Here is a 15,473-nt window from a genome sequence, read left to right on the forward strand (position 1 = left end):
GCCGGGAAGGTACAATGCCCGCCGGTTGACCTCGTCGGGACCTCAGCCTAGGCAGGAGATCTGCTCAGGAGACCGCCGATGCCGAACCTCGCCCATGGACGCCCCTATCTGGCCATCCCCGGCCCCTCGACGATCCCCGAGCGGGTGCTGCAGGCGATGAACCGGGGCGCGCCGAACATCTATGCCGGTGCTCTGCACGACATGGTGGCGGGTCTCTGGCCCGATCTGAAGGCGCTCGCGGGTACGACTGGCGATGTGGCGGTCTATATCGGCAATGGCCATGCGCTCTGGGAAGCTGCCAACACCAACCTCTTTTCCCGCGGGGAAAAGGCGCTGGTGCTCGCCTCGGGTCTCTTCGGCCATGGCTGGGCCAACAGCGCCCGCGGGCTTGGGGTCGAGGTGGCCCTGCTCGATTTCGGCCCGGCGCCGATGGATCTCGACCGCGTCGAGGATGCGCTCAGGGCCGACCGGACGCGCGAGATCCGCGCGGTGCTGATGACGCAGACGGATACGGCAAGCTCGGTGAAGAACGATGTCGCGGCGGTCCGCAGCGTGCTCGACGCGCTCGGGCATCCGGCGCTTCTTGCCGTCGACTGCATCGCCACGCTTGGTTGCGACGAATACCGGATGGACGACTGGGGGGTCGATCTGACCATTGCCGCCAGCCAGAAGGGGCTGATGACGCCGCCGGGGATCGGGTTCCTGTGGATGTCGCCGCGCGCCATGGCAGCAAGTGAAAGCGCCGGGCTGCGCACGCCCTATTGGGCCGTTGGTCCGCGGGCGCGTCCGACCGAGTTCTGGCAGTATTTCTGCGGCACGGCGCCAACGCATCACCTGTTCGGCCTGCGTGCGGCGCTCGACATGATCGGCGAGGAAGGCCTGCCGAATGTCTGGGCGCGGCATCACCACCTGGCCCGGGCGGTCTGGGCGGCGGTCGAGGCCTGGGGACGCGGCAATCCCGAGATCCGGCTGAACGTGGCCGATCCCGCCTGTCGCGGCTGGTCAGTCACCTCGGTGCGCATGGGGGCGCCGCATGCGACCCGCCTGCGCGACTGGACCGAGACCCAGGCGGGCGTGACGCTCGGCATCGGCCTTGGCATGTCAGAGCCGGGCGATCCCCATGGCGACGGTTTCCTGCGCATCGCCCATATGGGGCATGTGAACGCCCACATGACGCTCGGCGCACTGGCCGTGGCCGAGGCGGGCATGCAGGCGCTCGACATCCCGCACGGGACCGGCGCTCTCGAGGCGGCTGCGGCGGTGATTGCCAGCTGAGCCCGGGGCGCGCGGGGTTACTGGCCGTGCTTGGCCAGCCACTCCTGCATCCAGGCGATCTCGGCCTCCTGGGCCGCGATGATATTCTCGGCGAGCTTCCGCACCTCGGGATCGGTGCCGTATTCCAGTTCGATCTTCGCCATGGCGACCGCGCCCTGATGGTGGCCGATCATGCCACGGACGAAGTCGATATCGGCATTGCCTGTGAATTCGATCATCATGGCGTCATGCATGGCGCTATTGGCCGCCAGAAAGGCTTCGGTCGACGGGGCCTCCGCCCCCGAGGCCATGTGGTTCATGTCATGGCCCGACATGGTTTCCTGGGCCAGGGCAGGCAGGGTCAGGGCGGCAAGGGCAAGTGGGATTGCGAACAGTCGCATCGGGGTCTCCTCTGGATCTAATGCGCGCAGCCTGCCGCCTTCCAACCGTTGGAAGGCCAATCAGCTTTTCGTGAGGTCCACTGCGGCGGTCAGGGCCAGCGGCAGCGCCTCGGCCAGCCGGTCCAGGTCCTCTGGGCGTCCGCAACTGATACGGATGCAGCGGTCCATCGGCGCAACGAAAGGCATGCGGATGAAGACGCCGCGCTCGATCAGTTGCGCCAGCACCGATCGGGCAAAGGCGCCATCGCGACCGCAATCGATGGTCACGAAATTGGTGGCCGAGGGCAGGGGCGACAGCTGGTTGGCCCGCGCGATCTCTGCGATCCGATCACGTGCGGATGCGACCTCGGCCTGCACTTGGGCCAGCCAGTCCCGATCCGCCAGCGCCGCGATGGCGCCCGCCTGGGCGATGCGGCCAAGACCGAAATGGTTGCGCACCTTGTCGAAGGCGGCGATCACGCCCGGTGCGCCGATGGCATAGCCCACGCGCAGCCCCGCCATGCCGTAGCCCTTGGAGAAGGTGCGCATCCGGATCACACGGGGATTGTCGGGATCAACTTTGGGCGCAGTGCCCTCGGGCGCAAATTCCAGATAAGCCTCGTCAAGGATCAGAAGGGTTCCATCCGGCACCTCTTCGATCATCCGCTCGACATTCCCGGCCTTGTGCCAGGTGCCCATGGGGTTGTCGGGGTTGGCGAAGTAGATGAGCTTCGGGCGGAGCGCCTGCGCCGCCGCGATCAGCGCTTCCGGATCCTCGCGGTCGTCGCGGTAGGGGACCTTGTGGAGCGTGCCCCCAAAGCCCGCGACGTGGAAGTTGAAGGTCGGATAGGCACCGTCCGAGGTCACAACTTTGTCGCCCGGCCCTATGGTCAGCCGCACCAGCAGGCCCAGAAGCCCGTCTATGCCTTCCCCCGGCATCACATGGGCCGACGTCACCCCCAGATGTGTAGCGAGCGCCGCGCGCAGGTCATGCGCCTCGGGGTCACCATACATCCAGATGTCGCGGGCGGCCTCGGCCATCGCCTCGACGGCTTTGGGCGAGGGGCCGAAGACATTCTCGTTGGCGCCAAGCCGGGCGGCGAAGGCGCGGCCCATGCGCCGCTCCTGCGTCTCGGGGCCGACGAAGGGCACGGTGGCGGGGAGGCTGTCGACGAGTGGGGTGTAGCGCGGTCCGGTCATGCGGGCATGTCACCTGGAAGGGATTGGTTGCGCAAGGCCCGGCGGCGGCGGAGGGGGCTTTCCGCCCCCTCTTGGCCTGTCGGCCAATTCACCCCCGAGGATATTTGAGAACAGAAGACGCTCAGCCGATTTCGGCGAGGCGCTTCAGCGCTGCTTGGATCTTCGCGGCTTCTTCCTCGCGGGCTTCCAGATTGCCGCGGGCCTCGTCGACCACATCTTCCGGGGCGGAGGCGACGAAGTTGGGGTTGTTCAGCCTGCCCTTGAGGCCGCCGATCTCTTTCCCGAGCTTGTCCAGCGCCTTGGACAGGCGTGCCTTCTCCTCGGCGATGTCGATCACACCTTCAAGCGGCAGGGCGAAGGCGCCGCCCTCCACCGGGATCGTCACCGCGCCCTTCGGGGCTGTGGCAGCCGAGGTGATCGCCTCGATCCGGGCGAGGCGTTTAATGAGCGCCTCGTTGCGAGCGAGCGCACCCCTGCCCGCCTCGTCGAGGCCGAGATTGACCATGTCGAGCTTGAGGCCCACCGGCACATGCATCTCGGCGCGGGCCGAGCGGATTTCGTCTATAAGGCCGGTGACCCAGGTCATCTCGCGCATCGACGCGGCATCCACAAGCTCCTCGCCGTAGGTCGGCCAGTCGGTATGGACGAGCATCTTGTGGCGCTCGCCGGTCGTCTGCCACAGCTCCTCGGTCACGAAGGGCATGATCGGGTGGAGGAGGATCATGCACTGATCGAGAACCCAGGCCATGGTCTGGCGGGTTTCCTCGGCCTGAGCGCCGTCGAAAAGCGGCTTGGCGAATTCGACATACCAGTCGCAGACCTTGCCCCAGACGAAGGCGTAAAGCGCGTTCGCCGCCTGGTCGAAGCGGAACTCGTCCAGGGCCGCATCGACCTCGGCCCGCACGCGCGCCGTCTCGCCGATGATCCAGCGGTTGACGGTGGCGGTGGCCGCAGGGGGTGCCACTTGGGTTTCGTGGCCTTCCCAGACGTTGTTCATCTCGGCAAAGCGGCAGGCATTCCAGAGCTTCGTGCCGAAATTGCGATAGCCGGCAATGCGTTGCGTCGACAACTTCAGGTCGCGGCCCATTGCTGCCATCGCGGTCAGGGTGAAACGCACGGCATCGGCGCCGAATTCGTCGATCAGCTCCAGCGGGTCGAGGACGTTGCCGAGCGACTTCGACATCTTTTTGCCCTTCTCGTCGCGGACGAGGGCATGCACATAGACGGTGCGGAAGGGAACCTCGTTCACCACGGCCAGTTGCATCATCATCATCCGGGCGACCCAGAAGAAGATGATGTCGAAGCCGGTCACGAGAACGCTGGTCGGGAAGTAGCGCTTCAGCTCCGGCGTCGCCTCCGGCCAGCCGAGCGTGCCGATCGGCCAGAGACCCGAGGAGAACCAGGTGTCGAGAACGTCGGGGTCGCGCCAGACCGGATAGACGATATGGGTCGGGTCCTGAGACACGGCGTAGTCGGCCAGCCCCTGCGCCAGCACGTCCATCGCCGCCTGGCGGTCGGCGACCTCGACCACGCGGGCATGGTTCATGGGATGGGGCAGGGCGGCGAGATCATCCTTGAACTTCTCGCCCACGGCCTCGACCGAGGCCGCGCAGTGATGGATCGGCACGGCGGTCGAGGGCAGGTCGGTCAGGATCTCGGTCAGCTCGACCTCGTCCAGCGCCTCGTCGCCCTCGTCGTCACGGAAGCCGGGGGCGGCCAGCGGCAGGCCGTACCAGACCGGGATCTGGTGGCCCCACCAGAGCTGGCGGCTGATGCACCAGGGCTCGATGTTCTCCAGCCAATGGAAATAGACCTTGGCATCGCGCTCGGGCAGGATCTGGGTGTCGCCGTTGCGCACAGCGTCGATGGCGGGCTGCACGATCTTCGCGGTGTCGACGAACCACTGGTCGGTCAGCATCGGCTCGATGACCACCTTCGAGCGGTCGCCGAAGGGCTGCATGATCGGCTTGTTCTCGACCACGGGCACCCGTTCGAGATGCTCGGAGTTGGTTTCGGGATCGATGGACTTGACCAGCACCGTCACCGCCAGGCCTTCAGCGGTGATCGCCTCGACCACGCGCTTGCGCGCCTCGAACCGGTCGAGACCGCGCAACTCGTCCGGGACGAGGTTGATGGCATCCACCTCGGTTTCCGTGAAGGCCGCGCCACGGGCAATTGCCATCGCCTTGGCCGCTTCTTCGGCATAGGGCGCGCCGTCGTCGCGCATTGTGCCCTTGGTGTCCATCAGCCGGTAGAGGGGAATGCCGTTCCGCTGCGCCACGCCATAGTCGTTGAAGTCATGCGCGCCGGTGATCTTGACCGCGCCCGAGCCGAAGGTCGGGTCGGGGTATTCGTCGGTGATGATCGGGATCAGGCGGCGGTGTTCCTTGGGGCCGACCGGGATCTCGCAGAGCATGCCCACGATCGGGGCATAGCGTTCGTCCGACGGGTGCACGGCCACCGCGCCGTCGCCCAGCATCGTTTCGGGTCGGGTCGTGGCGATCGAGATGTAGTCGCGGACCTCGTCCAGCACGACCTTGCCTTCCGCATCCTTCTCGACATAGCGGTAGGTCGCGCCGTTCGCGAGCGGGTATTTGAAGTGCCACATATGACCCTTCACCTCGATATTCTCGACCTCGAGGTCAGAGATCGCCGTCTCGAAATGCGGGTCCCAGTTCACCAGCCGCTTGCCGCGATAGATCAGGCCCTTCTCATAGAGATCGACGAAGACCTTGATGACCGCGTCGTGGAAGTTCCCGGTCTCGCCTTCGGGGGCGTTCGGGGCGCCGGACATGGTGAAGGCGGTGCGGTCCCAGTCGCAGGAAGCGCCAAGGCGCTTCAGCTGGCCGAGGATGGTCGATTCCGACTTCTGCTTCTGTTCCCAGACCTTTTCGAGGAAGGCGGCGCGGCCCAGTTCACGGCGCGAGGGCTGCTGCGTGCGGGCCAGTTCGCGCTCGACCACCATCTGGGTCGCGATGCCGGCATGGTCGGTGCCGGGCTGCCAGAGCGTGTCGTCGCCGCGCATCCGGTGCCAGCGGGTCAGGATGTCCTGCAGCGTGTTGTTGAACGCGTGGCCCATGTGGAGCGAGCCGGTCACGTTCGGCGGCGGGATCATGATGGAGAAGGGCGGCGCGCCCGGCTTGGCGTTGGCGCCGGCGCGGAAGGCGCCCCGGCTGTTCCACATCGCGTAGATCCGGTCTTCGGCCTCGGCGGCGTTGAAGGTCTTTTCCATCGGCATCGGTCTGGCCCCGCTTGTTCCGCGCTGGTGTCTACCGCGCGCGGGCAGGAAGGGGAAGCGGATTGCGGGCGAAGACTGCCTTCGCCCGCACCGTAGAGGGGTCAGAAGACCGGCCGCCCGGCGAGCGCCTGCGCCATCAGTCCGAAGGTCAGAAGGGCGTAAGTGGCGCCTGACAGCCAGACAATCGTGCGCCCCGGTCCGGCCGGCAGCAGATAGGCCACCAGAAGGCCGATCAACGGCAGGCCGTGCATGGCATGGGTGGCGAAGAAATGCGCCACGCGCAGGTCGCCGACCGTTCGCGACCAGCCCATGACCGGCACGCGGGGATCGCCGGGTTGCGGCGTGCCGACGAAATGCCCGGTGCCCTGCGCGAGGACGCTGGCGGCGATCACGGTCAGAACGAAGGTCAGGACCAGCCCGAGCGCGACCGACAGGTGCAGCGCCGGGGTCAGGCCGGTTGCACCGTTTCGCCAGATCAGGATGCCCCAGACGAGGCTCGCCGAGGTCAACGTGATCGCGATGATCCCCATCAGCGGATAGAGTGCGGCCCAGACCGGGGTCGAGATGTTGAAATGCGATCCGGTCCCAAGCGCCGCCGCGCCACCGATCCAGGTCATCTCGGCCAGGATGCAGGCGATCACTACCGCCGTGAAGGCGCGAAATGACAGGGCGGCGCGTGTCGTGTCCGGTATCCAGCGGGCGAAGAAGGCGAGCGTCACGACGTAGATGAACAGGGCGATCTCAAATTTCAGCGGCTTCAGCCAGATCGGCTCGCCTAAATGGCTGCGGTCGTCGAGCCAGAGCGCAGCCGAGGTCGGGATTACAGACAGAAGCAGGAAGAGCGCCAAAGTCGTCAGGGCCGGTGCATCGGCGCGCATCTGGTCGAGGAGGTTTACGCGGGGCGGGGCGAAGGCAAGGGCGGTCATGCAGGGAACTCCGTTTGGCTGGGGGTGCCGGCGCGGCGGGCAAGGCGAAGCGCCGAGAAGGTGAGGAACCCAGCCGGCCCGAAGAGGAAAGTCAGGGCGAGGCAGGGCAGGACGAGGAGGTGAGACACACCTTCCGCCCGGGCGGTGCGCGTGATCCAGGCGCCGACGAACAGGTCGAAGGCGAGGTAATGCACCCAGCCCGCCAGCGCGATCTGCGGCTGGTCGAACAGGGCCATGACATTCGGCAGCGTGTCGAAGCCACCATTGGCGCGCGACCAGAAGGCAAGGACAAGCGCCGTGTAGCCGACCGACAGCGTCAGCGGGATCGCCCAGCCGGAAATCCGGTCCGACCAGCGCGGCGAAAGCGGCGACAGGGCCAGCACGATCCAGCCGACCAGTGCAAGGAGATTGGCGGCAGAGAAAAACAGGTCGGGGTCGGGCATCTTGCACTCCATCTTGACAGTGGACAGATGCAAGGATGGCGAGGTTCTTGTCAGTGTCAAGATAAAAATTTGACAGTGACAAGATCTGGACGTAAGCAGTCGCCATGACCGAGACCGATGCTGACAGCCGACCCCGTTACCATCATGGAGACCTGCACGCCGCGCTTCTGGCCGCCGGAGAGGCTGAGCTTGCCGAAGCAGGGATTGAGGCTTTCTCGCTCCGCAGCGTAGCCCGGCGGGCAGGAGTCAGCCACGCCGCCCCCGCGCATCATTTCGGCGATGTGCAGGGCCTCCTGTCAGCGCTGGCGGCTGAAGGCTTCCGCCTGTTTCTGGCCGCGCAGATGGCGCGTCAGAAGCAGGCGGCGGATGACCCGCGAAGCCAGATGCTTGCGGCCGGTCTTGGCTATGTCGACTTTGCGCTGGCGCGTCCGGCCCTGTTCCGGCTGATGTTTTCCTCTGACCGGCCAGTCTTCGAAACCGATCCGCTCTGCTCCACCTCGGAGGCCGCCTTCCGCCATCTCGAAGGTGGAGTTGCGGCGCTCGGCAGCAAAGACCCGCTGGACATCGCCGCCATTTGGGCAACCGCGCATGGCATCGCCGATCTGCTGGCATCCGGGCGCTTGAAGCCGCTCATGGCGCTTGGTCCGCAGGCGCGCGACGCGGCGGTGGCAGAGATCCTGCGCCGCGTTTTGCCGGCTCCCAGCCCCTAGAAGGGCTGGATCGAGTAAAGAACCGCGACAGCAACGACCGCAAGCAGAACCAGTTCCCGCCGGTCGGGGCGGCGGGTCAAAAGTCGTCGCACGAAATCGGGCTCGACGGTCACGGGAGCGGCGGGCAAGGGCGCGGGACTCGGCGGAATGTTGGATCGCAGGTGTACGGGATGTGGGGGGGCGGGCTGAAACAGCCGCTCCTGCTCCGCAGTGGCCTGCCCAGCCAGCGAAGGCGGCTGCACCTCGGCCCGCATCCGGCGGTAAATCTCGGATGTCCGCGCCAGCTTTTCGGCCTGGGATTCGGGCAGCTTGCTCATGGTGCCATTCTACACCGCCCGGTCGATCCGCGTCGACAGGTGGATCAGGCTTTCCGAGGACCTGACTCCGGTCATCGCGCCAATCTGGTCGAGGACCGTGTCGAGGATCGTGGTCGTCGGCGCGGCGATCTGCAGGAGAAGGTCGAAACGCCCGGACGTGGTAAATACCCGCTCCACCTCGGGAATCGCCTTCAGCCGCGTCAGGATGTTGGCCTGCGCCCGCGGTTCGACCGTCAGCAGGACCGAGGCGCGGAGCCGCCCTTCGCGTGCAGCTTCGCCCAGCTTGATCGTGTAGCCGACGATCACGCCCGAGGTTTCCAGCCGCTCCAGCCGGGCCTGGATGGTCGAACGCGCAACCTTCAGCCGCCGTGCCAGAGTCGCGATCGACATCCGCGCATCGGCCCCCAGAAGCCCCAGAATGTTCCTATCGAGTTCATCCATGCAATTTGACCGGCGTTTTCGTCATAATAACGCCACTTCACCGCAAATCTACTCTTTTGATCGGTGAAGTTGTCATACATATGCGGCATCCTTGATTACGGGTTACGGACGACAGGCACCGAACCCGCTTCGTTTTCAGGAAAAGGGCGGCTCATACGCACCTGGCCTGGTTGGATAGACCGCGTAAGCGTCTCCCGACCCGTCTAGCCGGGGTAAGAGGGCTTGCGTTCTGTTGGCAAAAAAGAAGGACAACGCCGATGGGACTCTCGAAGACGATCTGGACCAATCCGTCCGAATTCATCCGTTCGAACCAGCCGGAGAACCCCGTGCTGTTCATGTCGCCTGCCGTGCTGCAGGCCACCGCCCGCCGCTTCCTCGACGGATTCCCGGGCCTCGTGACCTATGCCGTCAAGTCGAACCCTGAAGAGGTGGTGGTCGAGAACCTCGCCGCCGCCGGCATCCGCGGCTTCGACGTGGCCTCGCCGGTCGAGATCCGCCTGATCAAGCGCCTCTGCCCCGAGGCGGCGATGCATTACAACAACCCCGTCCGCTCGCGGTCCGAGATTGCCATGGCGGTCGAGAACGGCGTCGTGTCCTACTCCGTCGATTCGGCGTCGGAGCTGGAAAAGCTGATCGAACTGGTGCCGGCCCGCGGCACCGAAATCACCGTGCGCTTCAAGCTGCCGGTTGATGGCGCAGCGTACAACTTCGGCGCCAAGTTCGGCGCGACGGTGGAGCTTGCGACGGTCCTTCTGAAGCGTGTGGCCGAGGCGGGCTTCATCCCCTCGCTGACCTTCCATCCGGGCACCCAGTGCACCGATCCCCACGCATGGGAGCACTACATCCGCGCCGCCGGCCGCATCGCCGAGGGCGCCCATGTCCGGATCGCGCGCCTGAACGTGGGCGGGGGCTTCCCGTCGTACCGCAAATCGGCCGAGCAGCCGAAGCTCGAGGCGATCTTCGCCCTGATCGATCGCGTCACCGGCGAGACCTTCGGCGATGACCGTCCGGCGCTGGTCTGCGAGCCCGGCCGCGGCCTTGTCGCGGATGCCTTCACCGTGGCCTGCCCGGTCAAGGCGGTGCGGGATGGCGTGCATGTCTTCCTGAACGATGGTGTCTATGGGTCGCTCTTCGAACTCCCGATCACCGGCATGATCGACCGCCTTGCGGTCGTCACCCCGGAAGGCGTGGTCCGTGAAACCGCGACGAAGGACTTCATCATCTTCGGCCCGACCTGTGATTCGATCGACCGCCTCCCGGGCGATGTCGCGCTGCCGGCGGACATTGCGGAAGGCGATTGCCTGCTGTTCGCCGGTGTCGGGGCCTACTCGACTGTCACCAATACCCGCTTCAACGGGTTCGGTGATCTCTCGATGGCAACGGTCCTGTCGCTGAAGGTCTGATACCGGCAGCTCCGGCTGGACAAACCCAGCCGGAGAGCTACCCTGATCTCTAAGGATCGGGGTGCAAGCCCATGTCGCTTTTGACCGAATTCCGTTTCAGCCCGCAATCCGCCCGCACGCGGCATGCGGGCTTTTGTGTCCTTTGCGACCGCCTCTGCTGTGGTGGAGGCGGACCATGCGCCTGATCGACCGACTGTCCCGCTGGCTTCGCCGTCCGCCCGTTGCCCTGACAACCCCCGACCCGCTGCGAGCGCGTGGACCGGGGCGGCAGCCGGTCGATCATGTCGTGATCCTGGACGGCACCATGTCCTCGCTGCAACCAGGTCACGAGAGCAATGCCGGCTTGACCTTCCGCCTGCTGCGCGAAGGCGGCAAGAAGTCCTGTCTGTCGATCTACTATGAACCCGGCATCCAGTGGACGAGTTGGGCCCAGACCCGTGACGTGATCCAGGGGAAGGGCCTGAACCGCCAGATCCGCCGCGCCTATGGCTTTCTCGCCTCGCGCTACCGGCCTGGCGACCGCATCTTCCTCTTCGGCTATTCCCGCGGCGCCTATGCCGTCCGATCGCTTGCCGGGGTCATCGACCGCGTCGGTCTGCTGCGGCCCGAAGCCGCGACTGAACGCGCGGTGACTCTGGCCTACCGTCACTACCAGACCGATCCTGACAGCCCCGCCGCGCGCGCCTACGCCGCCGCGCATTGCCATCCCGGGGTCGAGATCCAGATGATCGGCGTCTGGGATACGGTCAAGGCGCTTGGCCTGCGCCTGCCGCTGCTGTGGATGCTCACCGAAAAGGACCACGCATTTCACACCACCCATCTTGGTCGCCATATCCGCCATGGCTTTCATGCGCTGGCGCTCGACGAAACGCGCGAGGCCTACGCACCGGTCCTCTGGACGTCTCCCCCCGGCTGGCAAGGCAATGCCGAGCAGATGTGGTTTCCCGGATCGCATGGCGATGTCGGCGGTCAACTCGAAGGCCGTCAAGACTCGCGGCCCCTGTCGAACATTTCGCTCGTCTGGATGCTGGAACGGGCCGAAGTCTGCGGCCTGCCCCTGCCACATCGCTGGCGGGCCCGTTTTCCCTGCGACCCGGAGGCGCCGATGATCGGCACCTGGTCGGGGTGGGGGGTGCTGTTCCTCATGCGCCGGCGCCGACGGGCAGGGCAGGACAGGTCCGAACACCTGCACCCCTCGGTCGGTCAGCGCGGCATCGGGCGGTATCAGCCGCGCATCACCTGATTTCTTCTTTGCCCAGATACTCCTGCCGGAGGCATCGCCTGACAAGGCTAAACGGCACCCGCTTTCCTTCCCCCGCGAGGACTGGCACCTTGCGCCCCAGTCAGGGAGTCACGCAATGCGCCAAGTCACCGTCGCCGCCACCCAGTTCGCCTGTTCCTGGGATTTGCCCTCCAATGCCGACAAGGCCGAGGCGCTGATCCGGGCCGCCGCCGCCAAGGGGGCCGAGGTCGTGCTGATTCAGGAACTATTCGAGGCGCCGTATTTCTGCATCACCGAGCGGACCGAGTATTTCCGGCTTGCCCGACCGATGGCGGGACATCCACTCATCGAGCGGTTTTCGGCCCTGGCGAAGGAGCTGGGCGTAGTGATCCCGCTTTCGTTCTTCGAACAGGCGGGGCCGGCGCATTTCAACAGCATGGCGATGATCGATGCCGATGGCGCGGTTCTGGGTCTCTACCGCAAGACCCATATCCCCCAGGGCCCCGGCTATGAGGAGAAATACTACTTCTCGCCCGGCGATACCGGCTTCAAGGTCTGGTCCACCGCGTTCGGGCGGATCGGCGTCGGTATCTGCTGGGACCAGTGGTTCCCCGAGGCGGCGCGCAGCATGGCGTTGCTTGGCGCCGAAATGATCCTCTATCCGACGGCCATCGGCTCGGAGCCGCCGGCGCCGGGTTATGACAGCCAGCCGCATTGGGAAATGGTGATGCGCGGCCATGCGGCAGCAAACATCATGCCGGTGATCGCCTCGAACCGGATCGGTACCGAGACGGCGCCGGAAGGCACCGCGGTGACCTTCTACGGCTCGTCCTTCATCAGCGATCACGCCGGACAACTGGTGGCGAAGGCGTCGCGCGAGGCCGAGGAGATCCTTGTCCATCGCTTCGACCTTGCGGCGATCGAGGACTTGCGCCGGACCTGGGGCCTGTTCCGCGACCGCCGGCCCGAATGCTATCGCGCAGTGGCCACACTCGACGGGCGCGCATAGCGAATTTTCTGCGAAAATTCATCCAGAGGTCGGATTTTTCGTAGAAAAATCGAGAAGGCCCGCGAATTCGATCGCGGGCCTTTCCTATCTGTCTGCGAGTCTCAGCGCTTGGTGAGGTCGATGTAGTCGCGCTGCTTCGGCCCGATGTAGAGCTGGCGCGGACGACCGATCTTCTGGGTCGGGTCTGCGATCATCTCTTTCCACTGGCTGATCCAGCCGACGGTCCGCGACAGGGCAAAGATCGGCGTGAACATCGAGGTCGGGAAGCCCATGGCCTCGAGGATGATGCCCGAATAGAAGTCGACGTTCGGATAGAGCTTCTTCGAGATAAAGTACTCGTCCTCGAGCGCGATGCGCTCCAGTTCCTTGGCCACCTGCAGCAGCGGGTTGTTGTGAACGCCGAGCAGGTCGAGCACTTCGTCGGCCGATTCCTTCATCACCTTCGCGCGCGGATCGAAGTTCTTGTAGACGCGGTGACCGAAGCCCATCAGGCGGAAGCCCGAATTCTTGTCCTTGGCCTTGGCGACATATTCCGGAATGCGGTCGACCGTGCCGATCTCGCGCAGCATCTCCAGGCAAGCCTGGTTCGCGCCGCCATGGGCGGGGCCCCAAAGGCAGGCGATGCCGGCGGCGATACAGGCGAAGGGGTTCGCGCCCGAAGACCCGGCCAGACGCACGGTCGAGGTCGAGGCGTTCTGTTCGTGATCGGCATGCAAAGTCATGATCCGGTCCATCGCCTTGGACAGGATCGGGTTGACCACATAGTCCTCGCAGGGAACGGCGAAGCACATGTGCAGGAAGTTGCCGGCGTAATCGAGGCTGTTCTTCGGATAAACGAAGGGCTGGCCGATCGAATACTTGTAGGCCATCGCGGCGATGGTCGGCAGTTTGGCGATCATGCGGATCGCGGCGACCTCGCGCTGCCAGGGATCGTTGATGTCGGTCGAGTCGTGGTAGAAGGCGCTCATCGCCCCGACCACGCCCACCATCGTCGCCATGGGGTGCGCGTCGCGGCGGAAGCCGCGGAAGAAGTAGTGCATTTGCTCATGCACCATGGTGTGGCGCGTCACGCGGCTTTCGAAATCGCGCATCTGCGCTTCGGTCGGCAGCTCTCCGTAGAGAAGCAGATAGCAGACTTCGAGATAGTGGGATTTCTCGGCAAGCTGCTCGATCGGGTAGCCGCGATACAGCAGCTCGCCCTTGTCGCCGTCGATATAGGTGATCGCGCTTTCGCAGGCGGCGGTCGAGGTGAAGCCGGGATCGTAGGTGAACACGTCCGCCTCGCCGTAAAGCTTGCGGATATCGATGACATCCGGGCCAAGGGACGGCGAATGGATGGGGAGGGCGTAGGTCTTGTCTCCGATGGAGAGCGTCGCGGATTTGTTCGGTTCAGCCATCATGCATCCCTATCTGGCGTGGCCGCCGGCAGACCGGCGGTAGTCGGCCCGGTCGTGCAGCAGGGAAGCGAGGGCCAGTCAGGCCGAGGCATCCTCCAGCCGCCCGATCGTCTCGTCCCGACCGATGACGAGCATCATGTCGTAGACACTTGGCGTTACCGTCCGCCCTGCCAATGCGGCACGAAGCGGCGCGGCCATCTTGCCGAAGCTGAGACCATGGGCCGAGGCCTCTTCCGACAGGATTGCTTCCAGATCGCCCTTTGTCCAGCTAGCATTTCGCAGTCGCGGCGTCAATGATTTCAGTATACCACGGGATACCGTATCCAGGGCGCCTGCCGCTGCCGTGTCCGGAACAATCGGGCGCGAAACCAGCGCAAAGTGCGCTTTTTCAATGAGTTCCGGGAAAGTCTTCGCGCGGTCTTTCAGGGCGTACATTCCCCTCGACAGCCGGTCACGCTGCTGCTCATCCAGTGCAGGTTGGCCGACCGAGGCCAGATATGCCTCAAGTTCTTGCAGCAATGCAGCATCGGGCGTCGCCGCGATGTGCTGACCGCAGATGTTCTCGAGCTTCTTGAAATCGAGTCGCGCCGGCGAACGGCCGATTCCCTCCAGGTCGAACCACTCTTTCGCCTGTTCGCTGGTGAAGAACTCCGCGTCACCATGGGCCCAGCCCAGACGGGTGAGATAGTTGCGCATCCCCGCGGCCGGGTAACCCATGCGCTGGTATTCCTCGACCCCGACCGCGCCGTGGCGCTTCGACAGCTTCTTCCCGTCCGGTCCGTGGATCAGCGGAATATGCGCCCAGACCGGCACCGGCCAGCCCATCGCGTCATAGACCATCTGCTGCCGCGCGGCGTTCGTCAGGTGGTCGTCGCCACGGATCACATGGGTCACGCCCATGTCGTGATCGTCGACGACCACCGCCAGCATGTAGGTGGGCGTCCCGTCCGAGCGCAGCACCACCATGTCGTCAAGCTGGTCGTTGCGGAACTTCACCGTGCCCTGGACCACGTCCTGCACCAGCGTCTCGCCCTCGCGCGGCGCCTTCATGCGGATTGCATAGGGGCCGTCGGGCCAGGTCGCGGGATCGGCATCGCGCCAGGGGCTTTGGAACAGCGTCGAGCGGCCCTCGGCGCGGGCGGCTTCGCGGAAGGCCTCGATCTCTTCGGGCGTCGAGTAGCAGCGATAGGCCGAACCGCGCGCCAGCATCTCGCGCGCGACCTCCGCATGGCGGTCCCGGCGTTCGAACTGGCTCACGACCTCGCCGTCCCAGTCCAGGCCAAGCCAGGTCAGGCCGCGCAGGATCGCCGCCGTAGCCTCGGGGGTCGAGCGTTCGCGATCGGTATCCTCGATCCGCAGCAGGAAGGTGCCGCCATGCCCCCGGGCGAACAGCCAGTTGAAGAGCGCCGTACGGCCGCCGCCGATATGAAGGTAGCCGGTGGGCGAGGGCGCAAAGCGCGTGACGATCTTGGCGCCGTCGGCGCGCGCGGATGTGGCGTCGGTCATGACCGGGTTAACCTTTCGGAAACCATG

14 protein-coding genes are annotated in these 15,473 nt (G+C 65.4%); 5 read left to right on the forward strand and 9 right to left on the reverse strand.

Going from position 1 to position 15,473, the window contains the following annotated elements:
• The first annotated feature begins 78 nt into the window (after positions 1 to 78).
• A complete protein-coding gene (locus tag L0V05_RS19190; protein WP_234873107.1) occupies positions 79 to 1,275 on the forward strand; it encodes a pyridoxal-phosphate-dependent aminotransferase family protein in 1,197 nt (398 codons plus the stop codon).
• Between the two features lie 17 nt (positions 1,276 to 1,292).
• Here L0V05_RS19190 and copM read toward each other — a convergent pair whose 3' ends face one another.
• From copM to L0V05_RS19215, 5 genes are all read right to left on the reverse strand, one after another.
• Positions 1,293 to 1,655 (reverse strand): CopM family metallochaperone, encoded by a 363-nt coding sequence (copM, locus tag L0V05_RS19195; protein ID WP_234873108.1) that lies wholly within the window; start codon positions 1,653 to 1,655, stop codon positions 1,293 to 1,295.
• 60 nt (positions 1,656 to 1,715) lie between these two features.
• A complete protein-coding gene (locus tag L0V05_RS19200) occupies positions 1,716 to 2,834 on the reverse strand; it encodes a pyridoxal phosphate-dependent aminotransferase (protein WP_234873109.1) in 1,119 nt (372 codons plus the stop codon).
• A gap of 121 nt (positions 2,835 to 2,955) precedes the next feature.
• Entirely contained in the window at positions 2,956 to 6,072 is a 3,117-nt protein-coding gene (locus tag L0V05_RS19205) for a valine--tRNA ligase (RefSeq protein WP_234873110.1), read from the reverse strand.
• A gap of 101 nt (positions 6,073 to 6,173) precedes the next feature.
• Positions 6,174 to 6,998, reverse strand: a complete 825-nt coding sequence (locus L0V05_RS19210; RefSeq protein ID WP_234873111.1) for a hypothetical protein — start codon at positions 6,996 to 6,998, stop codon at positions 6,174 to 6,176.
• Positions 6,995 to 7,441: an ABA4-like family protein gene (locus L0V05_RS19215; protein WP_234873112.1), complete on the reverse strand. Its 447-nt coding sequence runs from the start codon at positions 7,439 to 7,441 to the stop codon at positions 6,995 to 6,997. Before L0V05_RS19215 ends, L0V05_RS19210 begins: the two co-directional genes overlap by 4 nt.
• A 104-nt stretch (positions 7,442 to 7,545) precedes the next feature.
• On the opposite strand from L0V05_RS19215, the gene L0V05_RS19220 reads away from it, so the two are divergent.
• Positions 7,546 to 8,151 (forward strand): TetR/AcrR family transcriptional regulator, encoded by a 606-nt coding sequence (locus L0V05_RS19220; protein WP_234873113.1) that lies wholly within the window; start codon positions 7,546 to 7,548, stop codon positions 8,149 to 8,151.
• On the opposite strand, the gene L0V05_RS19225 is transcribed toward L0V05_RS19220, so the two are convergent.
• Positions 8,148 to 8,468, reverse strand: coding sequence for a hypothetical protein (locus L0V05_RS19225; RefSeq protein ID WP_234873114.1), 321 nt, complete (start codon positions 8,466 to 8,468; stop codon positions 8,148 to 8,150). The genes L0V05_RS19220 and L0V05_RS19225 overlap by 4 nt on opposite strands.
• A 9-nt stretch (positions 8,469 to 8,477) precedes the next feature.
• Entirely contained in the window at positions 8,478 to 8,909 is a 432-nt protein-coding gene (locus tag L0V05_RS19230; protein ID WP_234873115.1) for an Lrp/AsnC family transcriptional regulator, read from the reverse strand.
• A 257-nt stretch (positions 8,910 to 9,166) separates the two neighbouring features.
• Here L0V05_RS19230 and L0V05_RS19235 point away from each other — a divergent pair, with 257 nt between their 5' ends.
• The 3 genes from L0V05_RS19235 (at position 9,167) to aguB (ending at position 12,543) form a co-directional block, all read left to right on the forward strand.
• Complete coding sequence (locus tag L0V05_RS19235; RefSeq protein WP_234873116.1) at positions 9,167 to 10,312, forward strand: type III PLP-dependent enzyme; 1,146 nt, start codon at positions 9,167 to 9,169, stop codon at positions 10,310 to 10,312.
• 175 nt (positions 10,313 to 10,487) lie between these two features.
• Positions 10,488 to 11,555, forward strand: coding sequence for a T6SS phospholipase effector Tle1-like catalytic domain-containing protein (locus tag L0V05_RS19240; RefSeq protein WP_234873117.1), 1,068 nt, complete (start codon positions 10,488 to 10,490; stop codon positions 11,553 to 11,555).
• A gap of 115 nt (positions 11,556 to 11,670) precedes the next feature.
• Complete coding sequence (gene aguB / locus L0V05_RS19245; RefSeq protein ID WP_234873118.1) at positions 11,671 to 12,543, forward strand: N-carbamoylputrescine amidase; 873 nt, start codon at positions 11,671 to 11,673, stop codon at positions 12,541 to 12,543.
• A 101-nt stretch (positions 12,544 to 12,644) separates the two neighbouring features.
• Here the strand turns inward: aguB and gltA are convergent, their stop codons facing one another.
• Together gltA and gltX are read right to left on the reverse strand one after the other, a co-directional pair.
• On the reverse strand, positions 12,645 to 13,940 hold the full coding sequence (gene gltA, locus L0V05_RS19250; protein ID WP_234873119.1) for a citrate synthase: 1,296 nt from the start codon (positions 13,938 to 13,940) through the stop codon (positions 12,645 to 12,647).
• Positions 13,941 to 14,018: 78 nt separating this feature from the next.
• Positions 14,019 to 15,446: a glutamate--tRNA ligase gene (gltX, locus tag L0V05_RS19255; RefSeq protein ID WP_234873120.1), complete on the reverse strand. Its 1,428-nt coding sequence runs from the start codon at positions 15,444 to 15,446 to the stop codon at positions 14,019 to 14,021.
• Positions 15,447 to 15,473: the final 27 nt, after the last annotated feature.

The sequence above is a fragment of the Alitabrizicola rongguiensis genome (genome assembly GCF_021491355.1).
In the GTDB taxonomy this organism is placed as follows: Bacteria; Pseudomonadota; Alphaproteobacteria; order Rhodobacterales; family Rhodobacteraceae; genus Aliitabrizicola; species Aliitabrizicola rongguiensis.

Bases quoted from the DNA above. Each gene is read 5' to 3' on its own strand.
- L0V05_RS19190 (WP_234873107.1), top strand. From the start codon at position 79: ATGCCGAACCTCGCCCATGGACGCCCCTATCTGGCCATCCCCGGCCCC.
- L0V05_RS19240 (WP_234873117.1), top strand. From the start codon at position 10,488: ATGCGCCTGATCGACCGACTGTCCCGCTGGCTTCGCCGTCCGCCCGTT.
- L0V05_RS19225 (WP_234873114.1), bottom strand. From the start codon at position 8,468: ATGAGCAAGCTGCCCGAATCCCAGGCCGAAAAGCTGGCGCGGACATCC.
- L0V05_RS19200 (WP_234873109.1), bottom strand. From the start codon at position 2,834: ATGACCGGACCGCGCTACACCCCACTCGTCGACAGCCTCCCCGCCACC.
- L0V05_RS19210 (WP_234873111.1), bottom strand. From the start codon at position 6,998: ATGACCGCCCTTGCCTTCGCCCCGCCCCGCGTAAACCTCCTCGACCAG.
- gltX (WP_234873120.1), bottom strand. From the start codon at position 15,446: ATGACCGACGCCACATCCGCGCGCGCCGACGGCGCCAAGATCGTCACG.
- copM (WP_234873108.1), bottom strand. From the start codon at position 1,655: ATGCGACTGTTCGCAATCCCACTTGCCCTTGCCGCCCTGACCCTGCCT.
- L0V05_RS19230 (WP_234873115.1), bottom strand. From the start codon at position 8,909: ATGGATGAACTCGATAGGAACATTCTGGGGCTTCTGGGGGCCGATGCG.
- gltA (WP_234873119.1), bottom strand. From the start codon at position 13,940: ATGGCTGAACCGAACAAATCCGCGACGCTCTCCATCGGAGACAAGACC.
- L0V05_RS19205 (WP_234873110.1), bottom strand. From the start codon at position 6,072: ATGCCGATGGAAAAGACCTTCAACGCCGCCGAGGCCGAAGACCGGATC.
- L0V05_RS19220 (WP_234873113.1), top strand. From the start codon at position 7,546: ATGACCGAGACCGATGCTGACAGCCGACCCCGTTACCATCATGGAGAC.
- L0V05_RS19215 (WP_234873112.1), bottom strand. From the start codon at position 7,441: ATGCCCGACCCCGACCTGTTTTTCTCTGCCGCCAATCTCCTTGCACTG.
- L0V05_RS19235 (WP_234873116.1), top strand. From the start codon at position 9,167: ATGGGACTCTCGAAGACGATCTGGACCAATCCGTCCGAATTCATCCGT.
- aguB (WP_234873118.1), top strand. From the start codon at position 11,671: ATGCGCCAAGTCACCGTCGCCGCCACCCAGTTCGCCTGTTCCTGGGAT.